The 26,580-nt window shown below is 43.2% G+C and carries 27 protein-coding genes; 5 read left to right on the forward strand and 22 right to left on the reverse strand.

Annotated features, from left to right (window positions below):
* Positions 1 to 98: 98 nt before the first annotated feature.
* From C1A07_RS06390 to C1A07_RS06400, 3 genes are read left to right on the forward strand one after another with little or no spacing between them, the layout of a single operon-like run.
* On the forward strand, positions 99 to 1,079 hold the full coding sequence (locus C1A07_RS06390; protein ID WP_101876375.1) for a zinc dependent phospholipase C family protein: 981 nt from the start codon (positions 99 to 101) through the stop codon (positions 1,077 to 1,079).
* A gap of 38 nt (positions 1,080 to 1,117) precedes the next feature.
* A complete protein-coding gene (locus C1A07_RS06395; RefSeq protein WP_101876376.1) occupies positions 1,118 to 1,909 on the forward strand; it encodes a threonine/serine exporter family protein in 792 nt (263 codons plus the stop codon).
* Positions 1,909 to 2,325 carry a threonine/serine exporter family protein gene (locus C1A07_RS06400; protein WP_101876377.1) on the forward strand — a complete coding sequence of 139 codons (417 nt, stop codon included), beginning with the start codon at positions 1,909 to 1,911 and terminating at the stop codon, positions 2,323 to 2,325. Before C1A07_RS06395 ends, C1A07_RS06400 begins: the two co-directional genes overlap by 1 nt.
* Positions 2,326 to 2,394: 69 nt before the next feature.
* Here the strand turns inward: C1A07_RS06400 and C1A07_RS06405 are convergent, their stop codons facing one another.
* Positions 2,395 to 3,405 carry a ComEC/Rec2 family competence protein gene (locus C1A07_RS06405; RefSeq protein WP_101876378.1) on the reverse strand — a complete coding sequence of 337 codons (1,011 nt, stop codon included), beginning with the start codon at positions 3,403 to 3,405 and terminating at the stop codon, positions 2,395 to 2,397.
* Between the two features lie 8 nt (positions 3,406 to 3,413).
* Positions 3,414 to 3,974 carry a hypothetical protein gene (locus C1A07_RS06410; RefSeq protein WP_101876379.1) on the reverse strand — a complete coding sequence of 187 codons (561 nt, stop codon included), beginning with the start codon at positions 3,972 to 3,974 and terminating at the stop codon, positions 3,414 to 3,416.
* Between the two features lie 188 nt (positions 3,975 to 4,162).
* Between C1A07_RS06410 and C1A07_RS06415 the strand changes: the two genes are divergently transcribed.
* Positions 4,163 to 5,671, forward strand: a complete 1,509-nt coding sequence (locus C1A07_RS06415; RefSeq protein ID WP_101876380.1) for a BCCT family transporter — start codon at positions 4,163 to 4,165, stop codon at positions 5,669 to 5,671.
* 97 nt (positions 5,672 to 5,768) lie between these two features.
* Here C1A07_RS06415 and C1A07_RS06420 read toward each other — a convergent pair whose 3' ends face one another.
* The 15 genes from C1A07_RS06420 to C1A07_RS06490 form a co-directional block, all read right to left on the reverse strand.
* Positions 5,769 to 6,008: a helix-turn-helix domain-containing protein gene (locus tag C1A07_RS06420; protein WP_101876381.1), complete on the reverse strand. Its 240-nt coding sequence runs from the start codon at positions 6,006 to 6,008 to the stop codon at positions 5,769 to 5,771.
* A gap of 101 nt (positions 6,009 to 6,109) precedes the next feature.
* Complete coding sequence (locus C1A07_RS06425; RefSeq protein WP_101876382.1) at positions 6,110 to 7,048, reverse strand: glycosyltransferase family 2 protein; 939 nt, start codon at positions 7,046 to 7,048, stop codon at positions 6,110 to 6,112.
* Between the two features lie 6 nt (positions 7,049 to 7,054).
* Positions 7,055 to 7,897 carry a LicD family protein gene (locus C1A07_RS06430; RefSeq protein ID WP_101876383.1) on the reverse strand — a complete coding sequence of 281 codons (843 nt, stop codon included), beginning with the start codon at positions 7,895 to 7,897 and terminating at the stop codon, positions 7,055 to 7,057.
* Positions 7,898 to 7,914: 17 nt separating this feature from the next.
* Positions 7,915 to 9,255 carry a lipopolysaccharide biosynthesis protein RfbH gene (rfbH, locus tag C1A07_RS06435; RefSeq protein ID WP_101876384.1) on the reverse strand — a complete coding sequence of 447 codons (1,341 nt, stop codon included), beginning with the start codon at positions 9,253 to 9,255 and terminating at the stop codon, positions 7,915 to 7,917.
* Positions 9,256 to 9,270: 15 nt separating this feature from the next.
* Positions 9,271 to 10,329, reverse strand: a complete 1,059-nt coding sequence (rfbG, locus tag C1A07_RS06440; RefSeq protein ID WP_101876385.1) for a CDP-glucose 4,6-dehydratase — start codon at positions 10,327 to 10,329, stop codon at positions 9,271 to 9,273.
* 17 nt (positions 10,330 to 10,346) lie between these two features.
* Positions 10,347 to 11,123, reverse strand: coding sequence for a glucose-1-phosphate cytidylyltransferase (rfbF, locus tag C1A07_RS06445; RefSeq protein WP_101878061.1), 777 nt, complete (start codon positions 11,121 to 11,123; stop codon positions 10,347 to 10,349).
* A 25-nt stretch (positions 11,124 to 11,148) separates the two neighbouring features.
* Complete coding sequence (locus C1A07_RS06450; RefSeq protein ID WP_101878062.1) at positions 11,149 to 12,528, reverse strand: hypothetical protein; 1,380 nt, start codon at positions 12,526 to 12,528, stop codon at positions 11,149 to 11,151.
* Positions 12,521 to 13,303, reverse strand: coding sequence for a glycosyltransferase family 2 protein (locus C1A07_RS06455; protein ID WP_101876386.1), 783 nt, complete (start codon positions 13,301 to 13,303; stop codon positions 12,521 to 12,523). Before C1A07_RS06455 ends, C1A07_RS06450 begins: the two co-directional genes overlap by 8 nt.
* A 10-nt stretch (positions 13,304 to 13,313) precedes the next feature.
* A complete protein-coding gene (locus C1A07_RS06460; protein ID WP_101876387.1) occupies positions 13,314 to 13,955 on the reverse strand; it encodes a D-sedoheptulose-7-phosphate isomerase in 642 nt (213 codons plus the stop codon).
* 19 nt (positions 13,956 to 13,974) lie between these two features.
* Positions 13,975 to 14,562, reverse strand: coding sequence for a D-glycero-alpha-D-manno-heptose-1,7-bisphosphate 7-phosphatase (locus C1A07_RS06465; RefSeq protein WP_101876388.1), 588 nt, complete (start codon positions 14,560 to 14,562; stop codon positions 13,975 to 13,977).
* A 2-nt stretch (positions 14,563 to 14,564) separates the two neighbouring features.
* A complete protein-coding gene (locus C1A07_RS06470) occupies positions 14,565 to 15,287 on the reverse strand; it encodes a nucleotidyltransferase family protein (RefSeq protein WP_101876389.1) in 723 nt (240 codons plus the stop codon).
* A 44-nt stretch (positions 15,288 to 15,331) separates the two neighbouring features.
* Positions 15,332 to 16,429: an acyltransferase family protein gene (locus tag C1A07_RS06475; RefSeq protein WP_101876390.1), complete on the reverse strand. Its 1,098-nt coding sequence runs from the start codon at positions 16,427 to 16,429 to the stop codon at positions 15,332 to 15,334.
* On the reverse strand, positions 16,426 to 19,536 hold the full coding sequence (locus tag C1A07_RS06480; RefSeq protein ID WP_101876391.1) for a glycosyltransferase: 3,111 nt from the start codon (positions 19,534 to 19,536) through the stop codon (positions 16,426 to 16,428). Before C1A07_RS06480 ends, C1A07_RS06475 begins: the two co-directional genes overlap by 4 nt.
* On the reverse strand, positions 19,523 to 20,293 hold the full coding sequence (locus C1A07_RS06485; protein ID WP_242972269.1) for a class I SAM-dependent methyltransferase: 771 nt from the start codon (positions 20,291 to 20,293) through the stop codon (positions 19,523 to 19,525). Before C1A07_RS06485 ends, C1A07_RS06480 begins: the two co-directional genes overlap by 14 nt.
* 13 nt (positions 20,294 to 20,306) lie before the next feature.
* On the reverse strand, positions 20,307 to 21,659 hold the full coding sequence (locus C1A07_RS06490; protein WP_101876392.1) for an ABC transporter ATP-binding protein: 1,353 nt from the start codon (positions 21,657 to 21,659) through the stop codon (positions 20,307 to 20,309).
* A 230-nt stretch (positions 21,660 to 21,889) separates the two neighbouring features.
* On the opposite strand from C1A07_RS06490, the gene C1A07_RS06495 reads away from it, so the two are divergent.
* A complete protein-coding gene (locus C1A07_RS06495; RefSeq protein WP_101876393.1) occupies positions 21,890 to 22,354 on the forward strand; it encodes a methylglyoxal synthase in 465 nt (154 codons plus the stop codon).
* A gap of 109 nt (positions 22,355 to 22,463) precedes the next feature.
* Here C1A07_RS06495 and C1A07_RS06500 read toward each other — a convergent pair whose 3' ends face one another.
* The 5 genes from C1A07_RS06500 to C1A07_RS06520 all read right to left on the reverse strand — a co-directional run bounded on the left by C1A07_RS06500 (position 22,464) and on the right by C1A07_RS06520 (position 26,580).
* Positions 22,464 to 23,051, reverse strand: a complete 588-nt coding sequence (locus tag C1A07_RS06500; protein WP_101876394.1) for a M48 family metallopeptidase — start codon at positions 23,049 to 23,051, stop codon at positions 22,464 to 22,466.
* Between the two features lie 39 nt (positions 23,052 to 23,090).
* A complete protein-coding gene (locus C1A07_RS06505) occupies positions 23,091 to 23,903 on the reverse strand; it encodes an ABC transporter permease (protein WP_101876395.1) in 813 nt (270 codons plus the stop codon).
* Positions 23,904 to 23,937: 34 nt separating this feature from the next.
* Complete coding sequence (gene rfbC, locus C1A07_RS06510; protein WP_101876396.1) at positions 23,938 to 24,492, reverse strand: dTDP-4-dehydrorhamnose 3,5-epimerase; 555 nt, start codon at positions 24,490 to 24,492, stop codon at positions 23,938 to 23,940.
* 64 nt (positions 24,493 to 24,556) lie between these two features.
* Entirely contained in the window at positions 24,557 to 26,158 is a 1,602-nt protein-coding gene (locus tag C1A07_RS06515; protein WP_101876397.1) for a DUF2142 domain-containing protein, read from the reverse strand.
* Positions 26,155 to 26,580 carry a DUF2304 domain-containing protein gene (locus tag C1A07_RS06520; protein WP_242972270.1) on the reverse strand — a complete coding sequence of 142 codons (426 nt, stop codon included), beginning with the start codon at positions 26,578 to 26,580 and terminating at the stop codon, positions 26,155 to 26,157. The genes C1A07_RS06515 and C1A07_RS06520 overlap by 4 nt, the downstream gene beginning before the upstream one ends.

The raw sequence follows: 26,580 nt of genomic DNA on the forward strand, positions 1-26,580 counted from the left end.
TTCCATTTCTTTTCCTGTCGCATTTTATGTAAAATTATGATAATATATACTTAGAATTTGATATTTCGGAACTTTATGAAAGAACAGGTGACAATATTATGCCAGGTTTTACCACTCACTATATTTTAGGCATGAAAGTATATAACAGCCTTCCCAACCAGCAGCTGAAGTATATAATTGCCAAGCACCGCTGGCTGTATCAGCTGGGTCTTCAGGGGCCGGATATGTTTTTTTATAACATTCCTATTCTGCGCCACCGGGATTACCGCAATGTAGGCTCTTATATGCACGAGAATCATGTCAATGATTTTTTCAGAAATTATCTGAACCGTATGTCCCAGCTTCCATATAAGCAGCAAAGAGAACAGGCCATGTCTTATCTGGCAGGCTTCTTATGCCATTATATCGGCGATTCCATCTGCCACCCTTATGTTTACGGCAGAACCCACTATAATGTGAAAAGCCCTACTACTCACCAGTACGCTCTCCACGCTGCCTTGGAAAATGATATTGACGCTATTCTTCTCAGCAAGTACAAAAAGAAAAAGCCTTCTGAATTTAATCAGGCTGCCACCATCTGTTTAAACGGGCTGGAGATGCAGTTTGTTTCCAGATTTTTGGCCTCCTGCATTAATGAAACCTACTATCCCATCAGCCATGAGAATAACTTTCAGGTATCTCCCAGAATGGTTTACCGCTCTATTTTGGCGATCCGTTTTGGCTGCCGCACCTTAGCCGACAAATCCGGCAGGAAAAAGAACAGCATAGAATTTGTAGAGTCCTTATTTTTAAAAAATCCTATTGCGTCTACTAAGATTGTCACAGATCACGTTGAAAACCCCAGAGAATGTTTGAATCTGGACCACCAAATCTGGTGCAATCCCTGGGATAAGGGCCTGGCCTCCAACGCCTCCTTTGTGGATCTGTTTATTCAGTCTCTGAAAAAATGCAGCACTGTTTATTACCTGCTGAATCATATTTTAGTAAGCAGCGTTCCCATGGAAGAGCAGGATTTTCACGCTTTGCTGGAGCAGTTAGGCAATTATTCCTATCACAGCGGTCTTCCTATTGAGGATTAATTTTTTCTTTCCACAAAACTTCAGGAGGTGCTTTTCACATGGCAATTCAGCTTCACAATGAAGAAGAATGGCGGCTTCTTGCAGATACGGCGGCCCTGGCGGGAAAGATTATGCTGGTGTCCGGCGGGGAAACCTACCGGGTGGAGGACACCATCCGGCGGATTCTTTCCACCTCTGGTTTTGAGTACTGCGAGGCCTTTGTAGTGACAACAGGGATTATTATTACTTTAGAAGATAAGCAGACAGGAACCATTACTCTTACAAGACGTGTGGGAGAAAAACAGACGAATCTTGGAAATATTGCAAATGTAAACAAGATTTCCAGACAATACTGCCAGGGAAAGCTTTCCCTGGCAGAAACTTATCATATTCTGAAACGGTTAGAGCCTGTCAGCTATCCTGACTGGATTACATTTCTGTCTATGTGTCTCACTGCTTCCAGCTTCACATTTATATTAGGAGGCGGCTTTCCTGAATGCGCCACCGCCGCATGGAACGGCCTTTATTTTATTATCAGCAAGCTGATAAACAGAAAGCTTCAGGTCAACGGTTTTGTTTTTAATATGGTGGCCTCCTTTTTTATGGCCTTTACCAGCATCTGGGTTCAAAAATTGCTTCTCCCAAATCTGCTTTTAGAGCCTTTAATCGCCGGCTCTATTATGGCTTTGCTGCCGGGACTGGCATTAACAAACGGAATCCGGGATACTTTAGCCGGAGACTATATGTCAGGGGGAGCCAGAATTGTGGAGGCATTTGTCATCGCCGCTTCCCTGGCAATTGGAATCGGCGCAGGCCTGTTTTTAGGCGGGACTATTTCAGGAGGTGTGTAATGGTCTTACACTTTATTGGCGCATTTATTGCCGTCATCACTTTAAGCATTATTTTCTGTGTTCCCAGAAAGTTTCTGGCCTGCTCCAGCATAACCGGCGCCTTAGGCTGGGTGCTGTATTTAGGCCTTATGAATCTGGGGGTTCAGGAAATGCTTGCCATGTTTTCCGCCGCCTTTGCAGTATCTGTTATTTCTCAGATTTTCGCCCGGTTCTTTAAGGCGCCTGTAATTATTTTTCTGGTGCCGGGAGTTCTGCCTTTAGTTCCCGGCGTAGGAGTGTACCGTGTGGTTTACTATCTGCTTCTGGAAAACAGCTCTATGTCCGGCTATTATTTTTTATACACATTGCAGATGGCCGGTATGATCGCCATAGCTATTTTTCTTACAGACACTCTATTTAGAGTATTGTTTTCTTAATAGAAGAGGCTATAAAAACAGGGCAATGCATTATGCATCGCCCTGCTATTATTTTATAAGACTGTCAGCTTACTCTATTACCTGATCTCCGTCCTTCATAATATAATGCTTTTTCACTCCCAGATTATTCATCCAGCGCTTTGTAGTCTCTGTGGCAAAATTGCCGCTTCCCGGACCCGAGCCGCCGTCGTTATCCCACAGCCACTGAGGCGTTGGCCACAGACAGATTTTAGGGCGGAATATTTTGTATACTTCCTCTGTAACTCCATCCTGGCCATGGTGAGCCATCTGGATTATGTCGCATTTCAAAAGATCTGTATCCCATGTTTTAATCAGCTTTTCCCCGCCTTCACGGCCCAGATCTCCCAGAAAATCAATATAAACCCCATTTACATTAATCATGTAGCACACAGAGCTATTGTTGATAGCGTCTGTGTCAAACTCAAAGTGCTCGTTAAGGACTGTAATCACTACGTCGTCTACCTGAATCTGTGTATCCTTTTTAATATCCCCGTGAAGAGCTTCTGCAGGCAGCTTGTCCTCCAGGTTTTTCATAAAGTTTTCCACTACCGCCACATCTGAGGCTGAAGATGTTTTTTTATAAAAGCTTAAAGGTCCCAGGGAATAGTAGACGTTTTCAATGGTAATCCCCTGCTCCTCCCTGGCAAGTATTGTATTTAAGGCTCCTACATGGTCAATGTGAGGATGGGTAATCAGCCATGCGTTGACATGACCGCCCTTGGCCTTTAAGGTCTCCACTAAATGATCTGTGTCGTGGGGAGTTCCTCCGTCTACTACAATCAGCCCGCCGTTTTTTGTCTGTATTACTGCAGAAAGCATCTGGCTGTTGCTTTGGTTGGCTAAAAGTGTTAAATTCGCTCCGCCTAACAGCTTTTCCTCTTCCTGGACATTTTCAGCTTCCGCCTCATTTCCATTGTCAGCTGTCTGAAACAGGCCCATATTCCCCTGAAGCAGCGCTGTTCCAGATGCATCTTCCTTCTTTTCGCCGCCTCCCAGAAGAATTGCAGCCCCCATAAATCCTATCAGGCAGTTTACTGCCCACCGTCTCCAATTTTTCATAGGTTCACCTACTGCTTGACGCTTTCAGCCTCTGGTTTATTTAAGTCAGTGATGCTCATTTTAGAAAGCCATCCCTCTGCTGATACAGGGTCCTGGTTTCCAGCTACAATTACATCATCTACCAGCCATGTACTCTCATCCTCTTTTGTGCTTTCAGGCATAACCTGAATCCACATATTGTGAGTTTCTGCAAATCCGCCGTAATAATTGTCTGAAGACATTGCATAGTTGGCGTCCTGATCTGCAACTGCATCGTTGCAGGCTCCGATTAAAACAGTAGCGTACTCTAAAGCTTCCTCCTCAGTGGTTTCATCATCTACTGTAACCATAATGTAAGCGCTGTCTTCATCGCTGTTTACCTCAATACCTTTTCCGTAAGGAAAGTCTTCTGAGCCTACATAATCAGCATTTAAATCCTCCTGTACCTGGCCCCAGTCAATTACAATGCCTTTTTTTAAGGACATATCAGGCGCTGCGTCCTTTCCCTCTGGAGTCACAATATTACTTTGTGTACATCCGCTTAATAATACTGCACAGCCAAACATGGCTAAAAATCTCTTAACTTTCATTTGTAATTCCTCCTTACTATTAGACCATTGTATTATATCGAAAGTCTTAGGATTTTTATAGGGGTTTTCAAAAAAAGTCAGAAATTCTTCATATTTTCCCCTTGCTTTCTCCTTCCATCCATGGTAGTATGTTCAATATATTTTATTTTTATCATTTATTGAACAAAATATTTTAAAGGGAGACTCTTATGTTAAGAAAACAACTAGATTGGATCACCACTGTAATACCATTTATAAGCATTTTAATATTGTGCGCCTTATTTATTCTGAATCCTCAGGCTTCTTCTAATGTTTTAGGAAATATCCGCTATTTGCTGGGAGACCGCCTGGGAAGCTATTATCTGCTTATAGGGCTGGCTGTATTTATATGCTCCCTTTATATGGCATTTTCCAGATTTGGAAATATTCGTCTGGGAAATTTGGAGAAGCCGGAATATTCTTCTTTTAAATGGGGCAGCATGATGTTTACTGCCGGTTTGGCAGCCGACATTTTATTTTACTCTATCTGCGAGTGGATGCTGTACGCCTCTGAGCCCCGCATTTCAGATTTGGGTGGGATGCAGGACTGGTCCTCTGTTTACCCTCTGTTTCACTGGGGTCCTATTCCCTGGAGCTTTTACATCAGTCTGGCAGTTGCCTTTGGCTTTATGCTTCATGTAAGGAAGAGAAAGAAGCAGAAATATTCTGAGGCCTGCCGTCCTCTTTTAGGAAAACATGTGGATGGTATATTGGGAAAGCTAATTGATCTGCTGGCTGTTTTTGCTCTTTTGGCTGGCACGGCCACCACCTTTTCTCTGGCAACCCCTCTTCTCTCCATGGCTGTCAGCCGGGTATTTGGTTTTTCCACCAGCAATCTTCTTACTATTGTTATTTTAGCGGTTATTGGAGTCACTTACACTGTTACTGTATATTTTGGAATGAAGGGGATTTCCAGGCTGGCCGCCTCCTGCACATATTTATTTTTTGCCCTGCTGCTTTATGTTTTTATAGGAGGGGGAGAGGCCCAATACACTGTTGAAACAGGTATTTCTGCTTTAGGCAGCCTGACCCAGAATTTTATTGTTATGTCTACATGGACAGATGCATTAAGAACCTCCTCCTTCCCTCAAACATGGACTATTTTCTATTGGGCTTATTGGATGGTATGGTGCGTGGCTACCCCGTTTTTCATAGGCTCCATCAGCCGCGGAAGAACTGTGCGCCAGACTGTGCTGGGGGGATATTTCTGGGGCTTATCAGGCACATTTACTTCCTTTATTGTGCTGGGCAATTATGGACTGGCTTTAGAAATGAAGGGAAGGGCAGATTTAATGGGGGTTTATCAGGCAACCGGCGATTTGTATCAGACCATTCTCACTATATTTGAGACCCTCCCATTTGCCCAGGTAGCCTTAATCCTGCTGGCTGTCACTATGATTGCCTTTTACGCCACCTCCTTTGACGCCCTGGCCTTAGTTGCCTCCTTCTATTCATACAAGGAATTAGATTCAGACCAGGAGCCGGACAAAAAGGTAAAGCTGTTCTGGTCTGTGCTTCTTATGCTGCTGCCTATTGCATTGATCTTTTCAGAAAATTCAATGGCTAATCTGCAGACAGTTTCTATTATTGCCGCCTTTCCTATTGGCATTGTTATATTTATGATCTTATACAGCTTTTTTAAAGACGCAGCAGCTTATTTAAATGAAATGAAAAAATAATCTAAAAAACGGGCCTGTCAAATTTTTCCATATACTTTGGATAAAATCTGACAGGCCCGTTTTTACAGCGGACAATTCATTTTGCTTAACAATATTTTTAATCTTCTTGATCTAAATTATCAAACATATCTGAGTCATAAAACTCTCTGATGGACATTCCAAACCCATCAGCTATTTTCTTAATGTTTACTATTCCTGGATTTCTGCTTTTTCCATTCATAATACTTTTAAAGGTCGATGGCGGCATACCCGACTGATAAATAAGCATGTACTCTGTCATCTGCTTATTTCTGCAAAGTTCCTGAATCCGTCTACCTGTAGCTTCTCGTACATTCATGTTTATCTCTCCCTTTCTACCATATAGTTTAGTAGAAAAAGAAACCAAATCAGGTCGATATATCGACCCAGAGATAAAAATGCATAGTCTCATTTTGGATATTATCTTCTGTCAATATTTTCTGTCTCATCCACAATGTAGATCGGACGATCCTTTAACTCGCTGAATAGAATTCCAATATATTCTCCTATAATCCCTACTATTAAAAACAACACGGAGAACATAAAGCATATCAGCACTACTATAGTGGCATACCCTGAGGGCGCTCCTACGCGCACCCACGTGAAAATTGTATAAATCATCATCAGGATTCCTAAGGCCCCTGAGCCTAAGCCTGCATAGATTCCCAGCTTTAAAGGCATATTAGAAAAGCACAGGATTGTATTTACTGCAAAATAAAACAGCTTTTTTAAACTGTATTTACTTTGTCCCGCCACCCTGGCTCCGGCCTCATAATTCAGATTGTGTACGCGAAATCCCAAATTCTGTACATAACCTCTGAGAAAGCGCACCTTTTCCCTGTAATTCTCCTTTAATACCCGGGCTACTTTGTGATTTACTGCAAAGAAGTCAGAGGCGTTGGCCTCAAAATTCACATCTGACACTTTATTAATAAACCAGTAAAAGCCGGCTGAAGTAATATTTTTCAACAGCCCTGCAGATTGGTTCTTCGTTCTCACCATATTTACAATGTCAGTTCCATTGTCCATTAGCTCTAAAATTTCCGGAATACATTCCGGGGGATGCTGCAGATCTGCATCCATGCATATAACTGCATCCCCGCTGCTGTAATCAATCCCTGCAATCATGGCGGCCTCATGCCCAAAATTTCTGGAAAAGGAAATGATTTTCACCTGACTATCTTCTGCCGCCAGATCCTTCATAACCTGAAGACTTTCATCCTGACTTCCATCGTTGACAAAAAGCAGCTCATATTCCCATGTAATTTCTCTGAGAACCTTTACAGCCTCCCTGTAAAATTCCGGCAGAGCCTGTTCCTCATTGTACACTGACACTACTACTGAAACTTTTTTCCCCATAGGCTGTTACTCGTAAATTTTAATCTGCATACTGGAGTGGGAAGGCACTCTTTTTTCCTCTGGAGGCAGCTTCATATAATCTCCATAAAGCTCCTTTAACACCTGATGATAACCTACAGGCGCCATGTAATATCCGCCTTCAAATTCCAGCAGCGTACATTTGCATACGCTTTCTCTGTCCACAGTTACATATAAAAAATCAGGCTGGTAATTGCTGTAATAGAAACGGCGGCACTTCTTTCCGTCCCACATAACCGCCAGCTTTTCCTGAAATTTGTTCAGCCACTTCATAGGCACCGCCTTTCCCACAAAAGAAAGGCAGCTGATCATAAGCTTTTCAGCCCCGCGATAGCGGGACATATCTAAATGGTATCTGTGGCCCATTGCCATACCGTATATGGCCTTGTGGAGGAATCTGACTATTCCCGCCTCCCAGTCTCTGTCCGGCAGCTCGTCCAATATAAATATATCCACCCACAAATGGGTCAGCTTGTTGTCGTAATATTCCATTTCCGGCCCGTCCTCATGCTTTTTGCTGGGCAGGTAAAGAATTCTGGGGGTAAAATCATAAAACCCTTTTCCCCGGTGAAATGCCTTATAATCCATCAGCTCCATAGTATCCGGCAGCTCTCTTTTCACCACTTTCATAAAAGCCTTATAATTTGACCTGGTAAAGGCAATGTCCACATCATCATCCCAGGGAATAAATCCCTTATGTCTTACTGCTCCTAAAAGAGTGCCGGCGTCCATTAAATATTTGATTTTATATTTCCGGCAGATCCGGTCTACCTCTTTTAATATTTTCAGGTTTGCCTGGTGTACTTTTTCCAGTCCGTGACTTTCTTCCATTTTATAACCTCGTCTCCTTAAATAAGCACTGCCTTCTTAATGGTTTCCGCCATATAATCAATCATCTCATCTGTCATCCCAGGGTACACCCCAACCCAAAAAGTATCTTTCATAATTCTGTCTGTATTTTTCAGGTCTCCGCAGATTCTGTATCCTTCCTTACTTCCCCTCATCTGGTCAAAGCAAGGATGCTTTGTCAGATTTCCTGCAAACAGCATACGGGTCTGAATTCCGTTTTCTTCTATATACTGAACCGCTTTATTTCTGTCTGTGCCCTCCTTACAGGTAATTAAAAATCCAAACCAGCTGGGGTCTGAATTCTCACAGGCCTCCGGCAAAATCAGCTTTTCTTCTGTTCCTGCCAGTCCTGCCTTCAGACGTGCAAAATTATGCTTTCTTCTTTCTACAAAGGAAGGGAATTTCTTTAACTGAGCGCAGCCTACTGCAGCCTGCATATCAGTAGCCTTTAAATTATAGCCAAAATGAGAGTACACATATTTGTGGTCATATCCTAAAGGCAGCTCCCCGTACTGTCTGTCAAATCTGTGGCCGCAAAGGTTATCCCGTCCAGAAGGACAAACGCAGTCTCTGCCCCAGTCTCTGAAGGAGCGGATAATTTTATTTAACAGAGGATTGTCTGTATAAACGGCTCCTCCCTCTCCCATTGTCATGTGGTGAGGCGGATAAAAGCTGGAGGTGCCTATATCGCCTATGGTGCCTGTAAACTTAGTATTTCCGTCTATGGTATAGCGGCTTCCCAAGGCGTCGCAGTTGTCCTCCACCAGCCATAAATTATGTTTACGGCAAAATTCCTTCACTGCCTTTAAATCAAATGGATTTCCTAAGGTGTGGGCGATCATTACTGCCTTTGTCTTAAGAGAATATGCTTCCTCCAGCTTTGTCACGTCAATATTGTACTGAGGAATCGTTACGTCCACAAATACAGGCACTGCCCCGTACTGAATCACCGGAGTAACTGTTGTAGGGAAACCGGCTGCCACTGTAATAATCTCGTCCCCTCTTTTTACCTGTCTGTCCCCTAAAAGAGGAGAGGTCAAGGTCATAAAGGCCACCAGATTGGCTGAGGAGCCGGAATTAACAAGGGCGCAGTATTTCACTCCCAGGTACTCTGAAAGACCTTTTTCAAATTCATCTGTATATCTGCCTGAGGTCAGCCAGAATTCTAAGGAGCTGTCCACCAGATTTACCATCTCCTCATGGTCATATACGCGGGAAGCATAGGAAATTCTGTCTCCCGGCCGGAACTCCTTTTTCTTGTTGTGGTATGTGTCGCAGTACTGGGAAACCATTTCTAAAATCTGCTGTCTGGCCTCCTGCTCTGTCATATTGTCAAACATGTTTTTCCTCCTTTTCTATGAGAAAAATTCTCTGATTTGTCTGTCTGTCACCGCCAGCATATCTTCCCCTGCCAGCCATGATTTAGACCACTGAACTGTTTTTTCCACAGCCTCTTTTACATGGTATCTAGGCTGCCAGCCAAACACCTTTTTCACCTTGGAGCAATCCAGCTTCAGGAAATTCGCCTCGTGGGGCCCTCCGTCATACTGGTTGATCCACTTAGCGTTCTCCCCCCACTGACTGCAGAAAAGATCCACCAGCTGCCCTGTAGTAATACAGTCCCTGTCGTCAGGGCCTACATTGTAATAGCCCTCATAAGCTTTGTCCTCATACTGCTTCATAGCTATTGTTAAATACATGGCTAAAGGCTCCAGCACATGCTGGTAAGGTCTGGTGGAAAACGGATTTCTCACAATAATATCTTTGCCCCGGGAGGCCGCTCTAATACAGTCCGGAATAATTCTGTCATTGGCAAAATCTCCGCCGCCGATTACATTTCCCGCCCTGGAAGTGGAGATGGCGCAGCCGCCGTCTGCAAAAAAGGATTTCTGGTAGCTGTGAGTAATAAGCTCTGAACAGGACTTGCTGTTAGAGTATGGGTCATAGCCGTCTAAGGGATCATTTTCCCTGTAGCCGTACTCCCACTCCTTGTTTTCATATACCTTATCTGTTGTTACATTTAAAAATGATTTTACGCTGTCCGCAGTGCGGACGCACTCTAAAATATTCACCGTACCCATAACATTTGTCTCATATGTGTACGCCGGATTTTTGTAAGAATCTCTTACAATAGGCTGGGCTGCCAGGTGAAACACTATTTCAGGCTTTGCCTGATGAAATACTTTTTTCAGTCCCTCTAAATCTCTAATATCTCCTATTACGCTGTTTACAGTTTTCTCCAGCCCTGCAATCTGAAATAAGGACGGATCTGTAGGTGGATTTAAGCTGTAGCCTGTTACCTTTGCCCCAGAAAGCGTTAAAATGCGAATCAGCCAGGAACCCTTAAAGCCTGTATGGCCTGTTACAAGAACGGATTTACCTTTATAAAATTTCTCCAGCTCTGTTAAATTCATAGATTATCTGCCTTTCTCTACTTATCCCAGATTTTCCACGGCGCCTTTCCAGACTGCCACAGTTCCTCCAGCTTTTTCATTTCTCTCTGAGTGTCCATACACTGCCAGAAGCCGTCGTGGTAAAAGGACTTTAACTGCCCCTCTTCTGCCAGACGTTTCATTGGCTCCTGCTCAAAAACAGTGCTATCGTCCTTTAAATAATGAAAGATTTCAGGCTGAAGCACCATAAAGCCGCCGTTAATCAGGCTTCCGTCTCCCTCTTCCTTTTCCCGGAAAGAAGTAATCGTATTATTGTCTCCGATTTCCAGCACTCCCTTTAGCTGGCTTAAATTAACAGTTGTAATTGTAGCTATTTTCCCGTGGCTTTTGTGGAAGTCCAACAGCTTCTTTAAATCTACATTGCAAACCCCGTCCCCGTAAGTAAGCATAAACGGCTGGTCTCCAATAAAGGGCTGAATCCTTTTTACTCTTCCTCCAGTCATAGTAAGCAGCCCTGTATCCACCAAAGTTACTTTCCACGGCTCCGCATAATTATTGTGCACCTCCATCTGATTATTGGCTAAATCAAAGGTTACATCTGAGGTGTGAAGGAAGTAATCTGCAAAAAATTCTTTTACTACGTACTGTTTGTATCCCAGACAAATGACAAAGTCATGGAACCCAAATTGGGAGTAATATTTCATAATATGCCAGAGAATCGGTTTCTCCCCTATCTCAATCATAGGCTTTGGTTTTAAATGGCTTTCCTCGCTGATTCTAGTTCCCAGGCCTCCTGCCAGTATTACTACTTTCATTTTATATTCCCCTTTCCCTCTTCTGTCAGTTTCTGAATACATTTAAATGATTATCCTCCAGGATTTTTAAAGCCCTGCGGATTCTCTCCGGATCTTTATATTGGAACCATGTTTTCAGTTCATCATCATCATAGCTGTTGTAATCCCTGGCCATTTCCTCCACAGTCATCCCCCACTCCTTCCTGTTGTGGGCGATTCTGATTTCTCTTTCTGTAGTATAAAAATTTCCTGCCAGCATAATCACGCACCAGGCGGCAGCTGCAATTCTTATCCATTTTCCCTTTAGCCTGTCCCACAAAAGTCCTGCCGTCAGCAGGATTCCCAATATACCCACCTGAAACTGAAGGGCGTAGCGGGAGCTCATGCCGTAGCTGTCTCTAAGGAATATCCACCGGGACATTAAAATCAGCACGTGGTTCATTCCCCCTGCCATAATCAGCATCAGGGGAAGAATGGTTTCTTTATACAATTCATAGCGGAAATTCAGCCACAAGCCCACTGCATAAGCCATCATTACAAGCAGCCCCAATCCGTACACGCAGGCGTAGGGAATCAGGCCTTTATTCACCAGCTCCTCAAATGCCTCCTGTCCCACCGCCATACCTGCAAAGGACTTGATAAAAAATTTTACAAACAGCATAGGCTGCTCTAAAAGCACAGGCTGCACAGGCCCGTCATAAGCGCCTGCGTGTTCTGTCACGGCAAAGGAGCTGCTCCACATGTATAAAAACAGCGGAATTAAGGTACAGACTGCATATTGTCCATAACGTTTATCCCATTTTTTTGTCAAAATCCTTTTTCTGGCTCCGCAAAAGCCAAAAGCCAGGAGAAGGGTGCCTGTGTATACTGCGCAGTAAGGCCCTGCCACACAAAGAGTAATAAAAAACGGCAGCGCCATCATGCGGATATGATCTCCTTTTTTCCCCTCCCCGCTTTCCATGCGGTCAAATACAATATAGTGGTAGTAAAAGCAGGCAAAGGCCAGAAAATGCACCCAGCCGGTTCCGTTTGTCAGCATCTCCCACTTATTTAAGCTGAAAAACAAAAGCATCAGCCATAAAAACCATCCTGTATGCAGCTTTCTTCTCCTGGAATACCCCCCTAAGAAAACACCTGCCAGACCCAGGCCGGCAGCCCCCAGCATTAAGTCAAACAATACAGAAAATCCCAGTACCTCCACATTAAAAGCTCTCACTGGAAAGTTTACGGGAATTCTGGTAAGAATATCTGCCACAAAAAACTTTTCAGGGTTCCACACATCAGGCAGGTAGGAAATAATCTGTCTAATATAGTCTGAGTAGGGCATATCGCAGGCCGCGGCCCTTACATACCAAAATACAAATAGAAATCCTGCCAGAGGCAGGGCGTAATATATCCAATTTTCCTTAATACTTTTTTTATTCATAAGCTCCATACGCTTTCTTGTAAAAATATTCCAGTGCCTGCACTGCCGGCTTTGGCCAGAACTTAGCAAACATAGCCAGCTCCTCTTCACTTCTTTTATTATTCTGTATCCACTTTTTAGTGGTGGCTCCGCTGTGAACCCGGTAATAAATCAAAGGCCGCTCTACACATATAAAACGTCCCCTTCTTTCAGCCAGGGAAAGCAGAGTATCCCAATCTAAGGTATAGCGGAATTCAGACTGAAATAAATGGTCCCCTAAAATCTTTTTCTGGTAAGTGCAGGCAGGGCAGCATATAGAATTTCCAAACATAAGAGCCGCTTTTTTTACCCAGGTGAAATGATTCCACTTAGGATTCCTTAATGGCAGCCTGAGAATTACCTTCACCCACTCCACCAGCTTTTTCCCTTTTAAATCCCTTTCCTTTACAGTCACATAGTCTGTAGTAAACAAGGTCATGTCCGGATATTTGCCGTAGTATTTTAAAAGAGTTTTTACATAATCTTTCCCGTACATATCGTCCTGATGAGCGATTGTCACCAAAGGGCTGTCCGCCTTATCATATGCAAAATTCCAATCATCCTGAATATCGCTTTCTCCCTGGCGCACATAAACCGGGATTTTATATTGAGCAGCCAGCTTTTCAATATACTGGCTGGGGGTTGACGTACATAAAATAATATTGGTTTTTACACTCTGGCTTACCAGGGATTTCATACAAGCCTCTAAATAAGGGGAATCTCCATAAGCACAGATAGCAAATGTGTGTTTTGTCATTTCTTTTCTCCTACAAAGCAAAAAAATGCTCCTCCAACATAAGGCAAAAGGCGTGGTAAATAGGAAGATGAAGCTCCTGGATTTTATAAGTCTCCGGCTCAGGAACTATTACCGCAACGTCTGCAGCCTTTCCTAAAAGACCTCCGTCCTTTCCTGTAAGAGCTGCAATTTTCATCCCCTTGGCCTTGGCTACAGCCACAGCATAAGAAATATTTTTAGCGTTTCCCGAGGTGGAAATCCCTAAAAATACATCCCCCTCTTTTCCGTATCCATATGTCTGCTGGGCCACCGCCAAATCTCCGTCCACATCATTTAAATACGCCGACGTTAAAGCCGGGTGTCCCACTAAAGAAATCGCAGGCAGACATCCCTGAAGCTTTGCCGCTAACTCATCTGCCTTTTCAGGATCTGCTTCTTTCAGCCTGGCCTCAAACTCCGGTGAAACTCTTCTTTTCTTTAAAAAACCTTTCATCAGCTCCCCTACAATATGCTCCGAGTCTGCGCAGCTGCCGCCGTTTCCTGCAATCAGCAGCTTCCCACCCTGCTCATAGCAGTCTGCCGCCAGCTGATATAAATTCCAAATATCCTCCTCCACCTGCTTTAACACAGGATATCTTTCTGTCAGTTCATTTAAAATCTGCCTTTCCTTCATGTGATTTCCTTTCTGTAATTTATATCATAGGAGCGCTTTCCTGTGATAAAATAAAATCCACAGCCTCCTTCATAGTAGATGCATAAAAGCAATATATTTTTTCTGCCTTTCCTGCCTTCACCTGGCTGTGAAACTCTTTTCCATAGCCGGTGCCTATAAGGATACCCGGCACTCCATATTTGTTTCCCGCCTCCACGTCGATCAGCTTGTCCCCTATCATATAGGAAGCTTTTTTGTCTATAGAAAACTCCTGCTCCGCCATTTGAAACATGCCGGTTCCCGGCTTGCGGCAGCTGCACTCTGTTTTATATTTTCCAATTCCGTGGTGAGGGTGATGAGGACAGTAATAAAACTTGTCAATATGCGCCCCGGAAAGGCTTAAAACCTGGTTCATATACTGGTGAAGACGATTTACGTCCTCCTCCGTATAATAACCTCTGGCCACTCCTGCCTGGTTGGTGATTACTACCACCTTATATCCTGCCTGGTTCAGCCTTTTTATTGATTCCGGCACATCTGAAAAAAGCTCCATGTCCTCCGGCTTATAAAGGTAATTAACTTCTTTATTTAAGGTGCCGTCCCTGTCTAAAAATACTACTTTATCCATTTTCAGCTTTGATCTCCCCGCCACGTAATCACGCCTGATTTCACATCCTGAATAAATTTAAAATAATCCTCCGGAACGCCGATGTCAATAAAATATCCTTCATTCACAAAGCCTCCTAAGCGCTTCTCTTCCTTCAGCCATTTAGGAATCATCTGGTTTTCTAAGGACACCTGCCCTTCTGGAATCTCTTCTAAAAGCTTTGTTTTCATTAAATAAACTCCGCCGTTAATTGTGCCCGGCTCTTTTATCTCTGACTTTTCATTAAACCCTGTAAGCATATGATCTGTAAGAACTGCCTTTCCATATCTGGAAATGTCAGGAACCTGCCGTAAAACTAAAGCCATATCCAAACTTTTTTCTTCTGCAATTTTCTTTAAGCGGCTGTAATCTAAACGGTAAAAGGTATCGGCATTTAAAACGAAAACCTGCTCCTCGGTCACAAACCGCCCTGCATTTTTAATGGCTCCTGCAGTGCCTAAAAGAGTTTCCTCATAAGCGTAGGATACGCAAATTCCAAAGTCCTTTCCGTCCCCAAAATATTCCTCCACCATAGACCCTTTATAGCCTACGGCAAAAATAATATCCTGAATTCCGTTTTCAGAAAGCTCTTTAATTACATACTCCATAAAAGGTTTATCTTCTATAAGCGCCATAGGCTTAGGCCTGTCGCTTACTACGCTTCTCAGCCGCGTTCCCAGCCCGCCTGCCAGTAATATTGCCTGCATAAGTATATAAGTCCCTTCTTTTTAAAAATACAAAAAATATTTTATCATTTTTCTTTCAAAGTTTCTACCTGGTTTCCATTACATTTTTCAGCTGTTTTTCTGCCGCCTGACAATATTCTGCCGCCGCTGTGGAGAGCAGCCAGAAAAATCCCCACTAAAACAGCTCCCAAAACCTGATATCCAATGCCTATAATATTTTTCTGAATATAGTTTTCCCTGATCAATAAAGGCATATATTCAATCACCACAATATTCATAACAATAGGGGCATATATATGGTATCCCATAATGTACAGGCTGCACCGGCCGCACAAGGCCAAAAAACCTTTTATAACAGGCGCTTTAGTTAAAATCCGGCTGACTATAAAGGTAAGATAAATACCTGCCAGAGCTGTTAAGTAAAATAGAAAAACATTTCCAAATACTGCCGCGTTCATATCTACACGGCCGTTTTTTAAAACGCCCAACAGCCATATCAAAGCCGCAGCCAAGGCTCCTCCTGCCTGAAAGGCAAAGGCCTTTTTTTTGTCCTGCATCTGCAGCCAAAGCTCCGCCCTTCTAAAATAGGCGCCGGCCAGAAAAAATATCTGGGAAATAAGAGCCAGTTCTATACTCCAGGGCAGCCGCTTTACATGCTTTAACAGCCAAAAGCCCAGTACTGCCGCTGCCAGACAAAGAATTTCCTCCAGCCCAAAAACCTTTTTTCCCGCCTTTTTTTCAGCGGCCAGAGAAATTCTGTGAATGCCGTAAAATGCCAAATTGGCCAAAAAGAACATAGGCATAAACCACAACGGCGTATTGACGCTGTCGCTTCCGGCAATATTTCCTTGAAATATTTTGGCTATGCCAATGTGAAGGGGGGTGTACCCCTCAGGCCAGGAAAGGAGAAGGGATACAATGGCAAAAAGAAAATAAGGACGTACCAGCCTGTCAAATTTTTTCACAGCAAATTCTCCGGCCGTTCCATCCTTTTTCCCGTCAATCCAGTATCCGCCTAATAAAATAAATAAGGGCAGATGAAAGCTGTACACCAATGTGCACAGCCTTCCATCATATGAAAAGTAGTTCTGATGTCCCAGAACAATTAAAAGAATCCCTATTCCCTTTGCAATGTCTAAATAAAGCTTTCTTTCCTGTTTCATCGTTTAAAGTCCTCTTCTATCCTGCTCCAGGCTCCGTCTATACTAAAATACTTTTTAATATATTCCTGAGTGGCCAGACACAGTCTCAGGCATTCTTCTGGATTCTTATAAAGATCCGCCGCTTTTTCAGCAAACAGCTGCTTGTCATCCTCCACCAAAAGCACTGTTTCTACATCAGGAATTCCCTCTGCTCCCACAGAGGTAGTAATAATAGGAGCTCCGTTGTAAATAGCCTCTACAACCTTTCCCTTTACTCCCGCGCCGTAGCGCAAAGGCACTACTACAATCCGGCACTCACTGTACAGTCTGGCCAGCTCCTCTTCACTTACAAAGCCTTTTACTATAATGCCGTTTTCCGGCTGCTCCAAAGCTTTAATCTCCTCTGTTACCTTAGAGCCTACAATGTAAAACGGCGCTCCTGTTTTCCTTCTGATCTCCGGATAAATTTCTTTGGCAAACCACAATACTGCGTCCGCATTTGGAGGATGGGAAAACCCGCCTACAAACAGCAGCCCTTCCCTCTTTTCAAAATCCTGATTTATATTTTCCAGAAATTCCTCATATACATAGGCCGTAATATCCTTTACCTTAATTCTGGAATCTATGTCGTGAATGGCCTCCCGCTCAATATATGAGGGATAGTAGGAAATATCTGCCTTTTTCATAAGAGACAGCTCTACAGAACGCCAATAGTCAGAGGCTTTCTTCTTTTCCTCATCCCCAGTCAGCGCATATTCCCTTCCCTCCCTTAGGAAATGAAGGTCATGGCCATAATAAATTACCTTTATATCTGTATATTTTTTTATAAAATCAATGTATTTGCTGGCAATGTGAGGCCTATTTAAATAGGCGTACCCGATTTCACTGCCGTTCTCCTTCAGCCAGTCCCAAATTTTAGACTGGAATTCCGGTCCGTAAAGTATTTCAATTCCCATTTGCTGAAGCGCTGTAGAATACGGCTCCTGGTGAAGGAAATTATCTCCTAAAAACTTTACTACATAACCTTTTTTCAGGAACATTTTCAAATACTGATATGTGGTCTTAGAACCTGCGTCCCGGTCAAAGGTAGGCACATAATGATCCACCACCAGTATAATTTCCTTGCCCATACTTCTTTCTCTGGCTCTAATCGGGTTGGGATTTCCATTGTTTACACACTGTTTCTTAAATTCTTCCGCCCACTTTTCCTGCAGCTTCCTGCTGTTCTCCACCTGATACCGCTTTAACCCTGTTCCGTTTACATCAGTGCCGTTGGAGACTCCCTCAAAGTGAATCACCTTTGAAAGAGGCTGGTAAACAACTCTGTACCCTGCTTTTCTCACCTCAAAAGCCAGGTCTGAGTCTTCGCAGTAAGCCGGAGCAAATCTTTGGTCAAAGCCTCCGATTTCATTCCACAGCTTTAACGGCAGCAAAATAGCTGCTCCTGAAATATAGTCCACGTCTTTTACATAATTATATTCCGGCTTATCCGGGTCGTCCAGCCGTCCGTAATTCCACCCTGAGCCGTCGCTCCATATAATGCCGCCGGCCTCCTGAAGACGGCCGTCGGGATAAACCAGCTTGGAGCCCACCATTCCAATAGATGAATCTGACTCAATTAAGGATACTAAAGAGGACAGCCAATTTTCTGTCACCTGAGTGTCATTGTTAAGAAACATAATATACTTGCCTCTGGCAGCCTTGGCGGCCTGATTACAGTTTCTTAAAAATCCCTGATTTGTCTGATTTCTCATAATTACTGCATTTTCCACATATTTATTCAAATCCTTAGTGGCGTCTGTAGATACGTCGTCTGCAATAATTACTTCATAACTTATATCCTTTGTGTGCTCCTCAATAGACCTGAGGCAGGCATAAGTATAGTGGATCTGGTTGTAAACAGGTATCACTATAGATACTAAAGGCGCCTCTGCTCTGGGAAGACGTACTTTGCCGTATATTCTGTAGTCATCTCCGATTTTAAAATCACCGTCTATTTTATTTCTGCCTTCTTCTGTAAAATACAGCTTTAAATATTGGCCTGGGTGAACCAAAGTATTTTTTCCGTAGGACATGATTTTTCTTTTTCTTGTGCCCTTTGGAAAGAAGCGGTTATACACTGCCCCCAGTTTTCTTCTCACTCTGTAGGGCAGGGAAATGTGGCGGTTCAGCACCTGAACAGTCTGAGCCAGCTCCCCGTTTTCTCTTCTTAAATCACTGATAATGATTTCCAGATTTGTCACGTGATTTTGAGTCAGGCGCTGAATTTCTTTTAGCTTGCTCAGCTCTGTATCCCTGTTCTCCAGCTCATACTCCAGCTCTTTCATATGAGAAAGCTGTTCTCTGGCTTCCTTCATTTCCTCTTCCACCCCTACCAGATCTTCCACAGGCCTGTAGGTTTTTCTGTAATTTAAAAGATATGTTTCCTGGTTTTCTCCGTGCACATAGTGCTGAAACCTTTCTTCCATTTCAGCAAAGACTTTGCACTGTTTTTCTGAAACGCCAAATTCCTGGAAATATTCTTCCAAATTGGCGTATTCCATTAAGCTGTAATATTTTCTGTAAAAATAAAACAAAATTCTATAACGGACAAAGGACAGAGGCACCGGAAAATCATAAACCCACTCATAATCAATTCCATACCAACCGTCTTCTGTATCCAGTATGTTTTCCAAAAGGGCGTCTATGTTTGTCACAGTCATAGAATTGTCTTCTATACGGACAAATTCTCCAAACACCTTGCCAAATTGTTTTGTAGGAGTAAAGGGAATCAGGCAGCCTTCCTTTACACTGCATATTTTTTCTATTGCTGACTCTAACGCCGCCACAGGAGCCCTGCCCTCTGTGATTTCATGGCCCAGCTGTTCTGCTAAAGTCTTTCCCTCTAAATATGGAAAACGCACTTTAAAACCGTCTGCAGACACCTCCGGCTTTGCCGCCTTTAAAAAACAATGCTGTTTTCCAAGACCTTCATATTTATCCAAAAAAGAGCAGATATGAGCCCTTCCCTTTTCTGTAAGAGCCTGCTTCTCCACCCAGGTAACGCCGTTTTCTTCCAAAATCACTGTCTTAATCTGAAATTCTTCTTTTCTTGTCCTGTTGTATTTTACAAACTTAATCTGTTCCATTTTTTCTCCATATCATTAAAAAAGAATTTGCAAATTCTTCAAACTGGCCCTCCTCACAAATCATGTCGTAGGAAGCCCCAATGTCCGCCTTTAAAAATTCCGGATAATCGTAGGAAATAACAGTGCCTGATAAATCTCCCTTTTCCGGCAGATAATTTTCCGAATAAATCTCCACAGGCAATTTATAGTCCGGAAATGGATAATAGCACACAGCCTCCGGCCCCATTAACTTTTTCAGCCGCTTTCTCCCAATAGAAAACTGTTCTCTGGGCGCTCCCGCCCAGTGCTTTAAACCAGAGGGATTATCTGCCGCCGCCATTAATACTCCTCCAGGCGCCAGAAGGGATTTGGCTGTTTCCAGTTCCCTGGAAGCCTTATCAGTCAATGTGCCTGGAAATACAATGTAATGAAACGGGCCTTCTTTCTCTAAAGCAGAATTTTCCAGGTCTCCCAGATAATAAGAAATATTGCCCTGCCCGGACCACCTTTTTTCGTTTACAGCCAAGTCATTTTCGTCTCTGTCCAAAACGTAAACTTTAGCCAGCCTTCTGGCAAATAATCCAGTTAAAGCTCCACAGTCAGAACCTACCTGAAGCAGATTCTTTTCCTTATCAAAGGGATACCACTCCAGAAGATTTTCCCTGGCCTTTGACAATGCATATAAATACTCCAGATTTTTTTCCTCTGAAAGCAGCTTTTCTATGTTGCCCTCGTACTGTTCCAGCAGCTTAATCAATTCCTTTGCCCTGTTTTCCATTGCGTATACCTCATTATTTATTAGGCGTAAGCACGGCCTCCACCTGGGATTCCATGTCGTAAACTCCTACTGTATTTTTATTAGAAATAACTGTAATATTGGCCACGTCGTACAGGCGGTGATATACTACGTGCTCTCCATTTTCAAAGCCGGTGCAGCTCATGGAAAGCAAATATTCTCCTCCCTGAAGGGTCATCTTCTGCGTAAAGGAAACCTCATAAATATCTCCTGCCTTTACCGGCTTAATATCTGTGCCCTCAAACATAGTGTTGGTGCCGGATAAGTCGGTTCCCTTCTTATCTTTTATAGTATAGGTAAAAATAGGGGCCTGTATATCAGCGTGAAACTGAATTTTTTCTTTTATTGTAAACATTTCCCCTTTTAAAAGCAGATTTGTCAGGCTGCCTTTGGCGTCCACCAGACCTAAGTCTACAATCTCCGCCCGGCCGTCCCCATATTCAGTGCGATTGGCATTAATAGTAATCTTGTCCTTCATCAGTCCCTGATGCTTTCCTGCTTCAGCCTGGAAATTCTTATTTTCCAAAAGATTTTCTTCCTCCAAGGCATCCTCCCCGGAAAAATCATTCATCTTTGCCAGATCTTCCTCCAGAGAATCCATTCTCCCTGCCAAAATCTTTTTGTATAAATCCACAATTCTTCCCGGAGCGCCTTCTGCCACAAACTCGCCCTTATTCAGCAGAACAGCCTTATCGCAATATTTAATAATACTGCCCATATCGTGAGTTACCATTAAAATCGTGGTGCCGTTTTTTCTGATTTCCTCCATTCTGCGGTAACATTTAGACTGGAAGAAAACATCGCCTACAGAAAGAGCCTCGTCCACAATTAATATTTCCGGCTCTACATTAATAGCCAGGGCAAATGCCAGACGGACAAACATACCGCTGGAATAGGTTTTTACAGGCTGGTACACAAAATCCCCAATATCTGCAAAATCCAGAATATCCTGAAGCTTTCCCTCCATTTCCTTCCTGGAAAACCCCATCATAGTGCCGTTCATATATATATTTTCAATTCCCGTATAATCCATATTAAAGCCTGCCCCTAATTCCAGCAGGGCAGAAATCACTCCGTCTACCTTAGCCTCCCCGGAAGTAGGAGTAAGGACTCCTGTAATAATCTTTAAAATTGTGGACTTTCCGGAACCGTTAGTGCCTATAATCCCTACTGATTCCCCTTTTTTCACATGAAAGGAAATTCCGTTTAACGCATAAAAGTCCCTGTGATAATTCTTATGCACCGGACTTAAAGATTCCTTTAAACGGTCAATAGGCTTATCATATAATTTATAAATTTTCGTCACATTTCTGACCTCAATAGCATAATCGCTGTTTGTTTTATTCATTGGATTCCTCCGTCGGTGGTTCATAAACCTGAATTTATATGGCTTATGGCCTGCGTGGACATTATACCATACCTTTTCTTTTTTTTATAGAGGTTCTTTTTTTACAGAGCTATAATATTGGCTGAAAATTCCTTAAAAAATGTGAATTTATTGTAAATTTTAAAGTTTCTTGTTGACAAGGCAATTCTTCTATGGTTTAATCAGGGCAAATCCAGAAAAGGAGGGATAATATGGATTTTTTAACAATGACAATCGTCAAACAGAAAAATATAGCATTAATTGCCCATGACAGTAAAAAGCATGAGCTGATTCAGTGGTGCGAAGCAAATAAAGAAATTCTGAAGGGACATTTTCTCTGTGGAACAGGTACCACAGCCCGTATGATTACAGAGTACACAGGACTTCCTGTAAAAGGTTACAACAGCGGACCTTTAGGTGGAGATCAGCAGATCGGCGCAAAGATTGTAGAGGGGAGAATAGATTTTGTGATTTTCTTTTCTGATCCTCTCACAGCTCAGCCCCATGACCCTGACGTAAAAGCCCTGCTGCGCATCGCCCAGGTATACGATATCCCAATTGCCAACAACAAAGCTACAGCGGACTTTATGATTACCTCTAAGTTTATGGATTCTGAGTATGAGCACAGGATTATTAACTTTCACCAGAATATTAAGGAGCGGGCCAACACTTTGTAAAACCTTAAAAGTGATTTATATGGCCGGAAATTTCAGCAGCCCTGAGAAGGATTTATTTGTATTCTTCACAGGGCTGTTATGTTATTATGTTTCATTTTTCGTAAAAAGCCTACACCTCTCCCCCGTGGTCTCTTAACCACTTTCTTCTGACTTTATAATCAGGCAGAATCTGCTCCACCTCTTTCCAGAAAAGTGGGGAGTGGTTCATATGCTTTCTGTGAGCCAGTTCGTGAACCACCACATAGTCTAACACTTCCTCAGGCATTAGGGCCAGCTTCCAGTGAAAGTTTAAATTTCCCAGAGAGCTGCAGCTGCCCCACCTGCTTTTGGCGGCTTTCACTGTGATGCGACCGTATGTTACTCCCATTGCCTTTGCAAAATAAGCTGTCCGCCGCCTTAATTGCTCCCCTGCCATTTTTCTGTACATCTGTTCCAATTCAGGCTGTACTTCATAATCCTTAGGCGGAATCTGCTCCATTCTCTTTTTCTTTTCCTGGAAAAACATATACTTCTCCAATATCCAGGGGCTTTTTATTCCCACAAATTCTTTTACCTTATAATCCGGGGTTCTTTTAGGCACTCTCGCCTTTACCTTAGCCTCTGCCGTTACCTCCAGCCCCATAGTTCTTCTGGAGGAGTAAATCACTTCCACAGGAATACAGATTTTTTCGCCTTGAAGTAAAATTTCCCTGAGCATTAAATTCCTCTTTTCTCATTGCTCCCTGTACACTAGTGGCTATAATACATCTGAAAAATGTGGTCTAAGTTTTTTAAATACCTTTAAGCCTGCTAAAAACATTACTGCTGTAAACGCCCAGAAGTACAAGGTCAAAGTGGGCCTTTCCCAGAACCAGTTTCCTTCCAGAATACTGCCTCTGTAGCCTGCCACAATATAATAAAAAGGATTCAGCTTAAATACAGTCAGCACCCAGGGAGCCTTGTCCGTAAACATTTCTTCCTGGTACATAATAGGCACCAGCCACATGCCAAACTGAAGGCAAATACTTACAATTTGAGCCATGTCTTTAAAAAATACGTTTACAGCGCAGGTAAAATATCCGATTCCAAGAGCTAAAACTGCGGCGGCAAAGCTATAATAAAAAATCTGGAGCCATGTAATCTTAGGAGCCTGACCGTAGCACAAGGTCATTGCCAGCATAATTAAAATAAAAAAGCCGTGGACCATAAGACAGGAAATCAGTTTAATAACCGGCAGAATCTCCACCTGAAACACTACTTTTTTTACCAGGTAGTGATATTCCTGAAGACACCCGGTAACTGTATTCAACACCTCGCTGTAAAAAAACCAGGGCACGATTCCCGGCACCAGCCACAGCACATAAGGCACTCCCGGCACAGGCGGCACACTTTTAAATCCCACCTGGAAAATAAAGAAGTAAATCAGCACTGTCACCACCGGCTGAACAAACATCCACACTACGCCAAAATAGGAACCTACAAATCTTTTTCTAAAATCAGCCTTTGACAGATCCCAAATCAGCTTCCGTTTATTTACAATCTCTTTTAGCAGAGAAAGCACATATCTCATTGAATTAAATTCCTTTCTCTGGATGTATTTTGTCCTAAAACTGGAAGGTTTCTTTAAAGCCTCCCCATTTCTGATCTTTTTCAGAAATAATCAGCTCCATTCCAGGTTCTATAGGCCACTGAATTCCAATTTCCGGATCATTATAGGCCATTCCTCCCTCGTCTCCGGGATGGTAGAAGTCAGTGCATTTGTATGCAAATTCCGCCTCCTCAGATAATACAAGAAATCCGTGGGCAAACCCTTCTGGAATGTAAAACTGCTTTTTATTTTCTGCTGACAACACAACTCCAAACCATTTTCCATATGTTTCTGAGTCAGCTCTTAAATCTACAGCCACGTCAAAAACCTCTCCTCTCACAACCCGAACCAGCTTTCCCTGGGGAAACTGCTTCTGATAGTGAAGTCCTCTCAGCACGCCCTTTACTGACATAGACTGGTTATCCTGAACAAACACCATGTCAAGCCCTGCCTCCTGAAAGTCGTTTTGATTATATGTTTCCATAAAATAGCCTCTTTCATCCTTAAATACTGTAGGCTCGATTACATACAATCCTTTAATATTACATCGAGTTACCTTTATCTTTCCCATTGTGAAATCTCCTTTTTTATTTTACCTTTTGCCGGAGGAAACCGCCGGCATTCCTACTATACCACTAGATTCTCATACTGACAATACTGAACAATCTTACTGCGGCGTACACGTCGCTGCAGATTATGAGAAACAAAAGCTGCCTGTCATAGTTTTTTTTCAGCACCAGCCACTCATTTTTAAATGTGAGAAGAAATATAGGCAGAAGAGGCAGAAAATACCTTCCCTGAACGCCTAAAATCACCCTGGAGCTGGCGGGAGTCCAGGCCACCAGCATGGAAAACATAGTTGCGCCTGCGCAGGCCAGAAATAAAAACCAGATCCACGCCCTTTTCCATCCCTTGATATAAATTGTTTCATCCCCAGGCTTTTTTAACGCCATCACGACCAGGGCAAATGTCAGGAACAAAATAATAAAATAGGGCACGTCTAAAACCTGATCTATATTTCCCAAATACGCCCCAAACATTGTTAAATGATAATACTGCAGCTGCCACACCAAGGTGTTGTAAAACATTTCAATCAGTTTTCCCGGGCTGTGAAGAAGGCCGCTGAAGGTAAATCCAGGTTCCTCGGCCCATCCAATATAATTTTCCGTGCCTCCTGTATACACCTGGATTGTCTGAAGGTTAATTAAAACCATAGCCGCCCCATACACGAAAAGCACTGCCGCAGCCGCAGCCGCCCACTGCTTTAAGCCTCCAAATTTTCTCACCGGAATCAGCAGACAGAATCCCATACAGACAGCGTAAACCATTTTGCAGGGACCTACAATTCCCATGACTGCAGCCAGCAAAACCACATCCCTGATTCTTACATTTTTCCCGCTGTAAGCCAAATCCAGACAAATAGCCGCAAAGTAAATGCTTATACATATAATCATAGCATCATAGGAAAATGACGCGGCCAGGTGGAGAGTCATAGGCAGAAGGCCTACTGCGCACAGAATTTCCTTTCCAAACGGCATCCTTTTTACAGCCAGCCACATCACTGCAGTAAACATTAAAAGGTTAAACAGACGGCCTAAATATAAAAGGCCCAGGCCTCCTAAATTAAGGAGACGGCCTAAGGCAATACCGGCGCCAGGGGCCACATATGCAAGAGGGGTGGTGGCCACAGCTGTCTGCCCTGAAAGCACCGTCTGGTTATCCCCCGTTCCTTTTAAACCTCTTTTTTCAATTTCCCTGTAGGTTTTTTCCTCCAAAAATAATCCCAGGCCCTGTCCTGTTTCAGCCCCATCCTGGCTTCCCCCAGAGTTTTCTATAAATAAATCCTGGCTTCTTATATACACCCTTCCATTTTCATCTGTGGAAGGCTGCCCTAACATAGTGCTGGAAATTTTGTAAGCTGAAATATAATGGCGGATTTCATCAGGGGCTGATAAAGGCGGCAGCACAAAACAATATATCAGCCCCAGCAGAAGGCAGGCAGCTGCAAATATGGTTTCTATTTTAAATTTTGCCTTCCCTAAAAGCAGCCACCCTAAAGCAAAAACTGCGGCCAAACCTAACACAGCCAGAATCCCGTACCACCACGTTAAAAATCCGTCCTGGCTTTCCAGGGCCCCGGCTTTTACCCCCTGGTAATGCCACAGAGCCAGCAAAAGCACTGCCCCTGTCCCCAGAGCCCAAAGAATTTTCTTTCCTTCTATCTCCCCCAGTTTCATTTCCTGATCTCCTCTTTTTTCTCTGCCGCTTCCTTATTTTTTTCCCCACAAGACTTTTTTTCATCCCCGGATTTGCTTTCTGACCTTTCCTGGTCTAGAGCCACTCTCTGCACCAATTCTCTTAGCTTTGCCTCCAGCAGAGAAATCCTGATAGTCATGGAAAATACTTTTACCAGCAACAGGAAAATCACAAAGAGGAATATAAAGTTGGAGGTGGAGTAAGTTCCCACCAAATTAGACAGCCACAAAGCAATGCCTGGAAACAGGCTGAAAATCATCAGTATGGCTGACATAAACACCCAAAACAGAGAGTCCTCAATCTGTACCTTAGACTGGCGAATTTTGTGAATCATCAGCATCCCGGTGCCCAGAGAAGCTAAAATTAATACGATGCGAAGCATCACAGGAATCTGTAATCCCAT

This window comes from Lachnoclostridium edouardi, from assembly GCF_900240245.1.
Lineage (GTDB): Bacteria > Bacillota > Clostridia > Lachnospirales > Lachnospiraceae > Lachnoclostridium_A > Lachnoclostridium_A edouardi.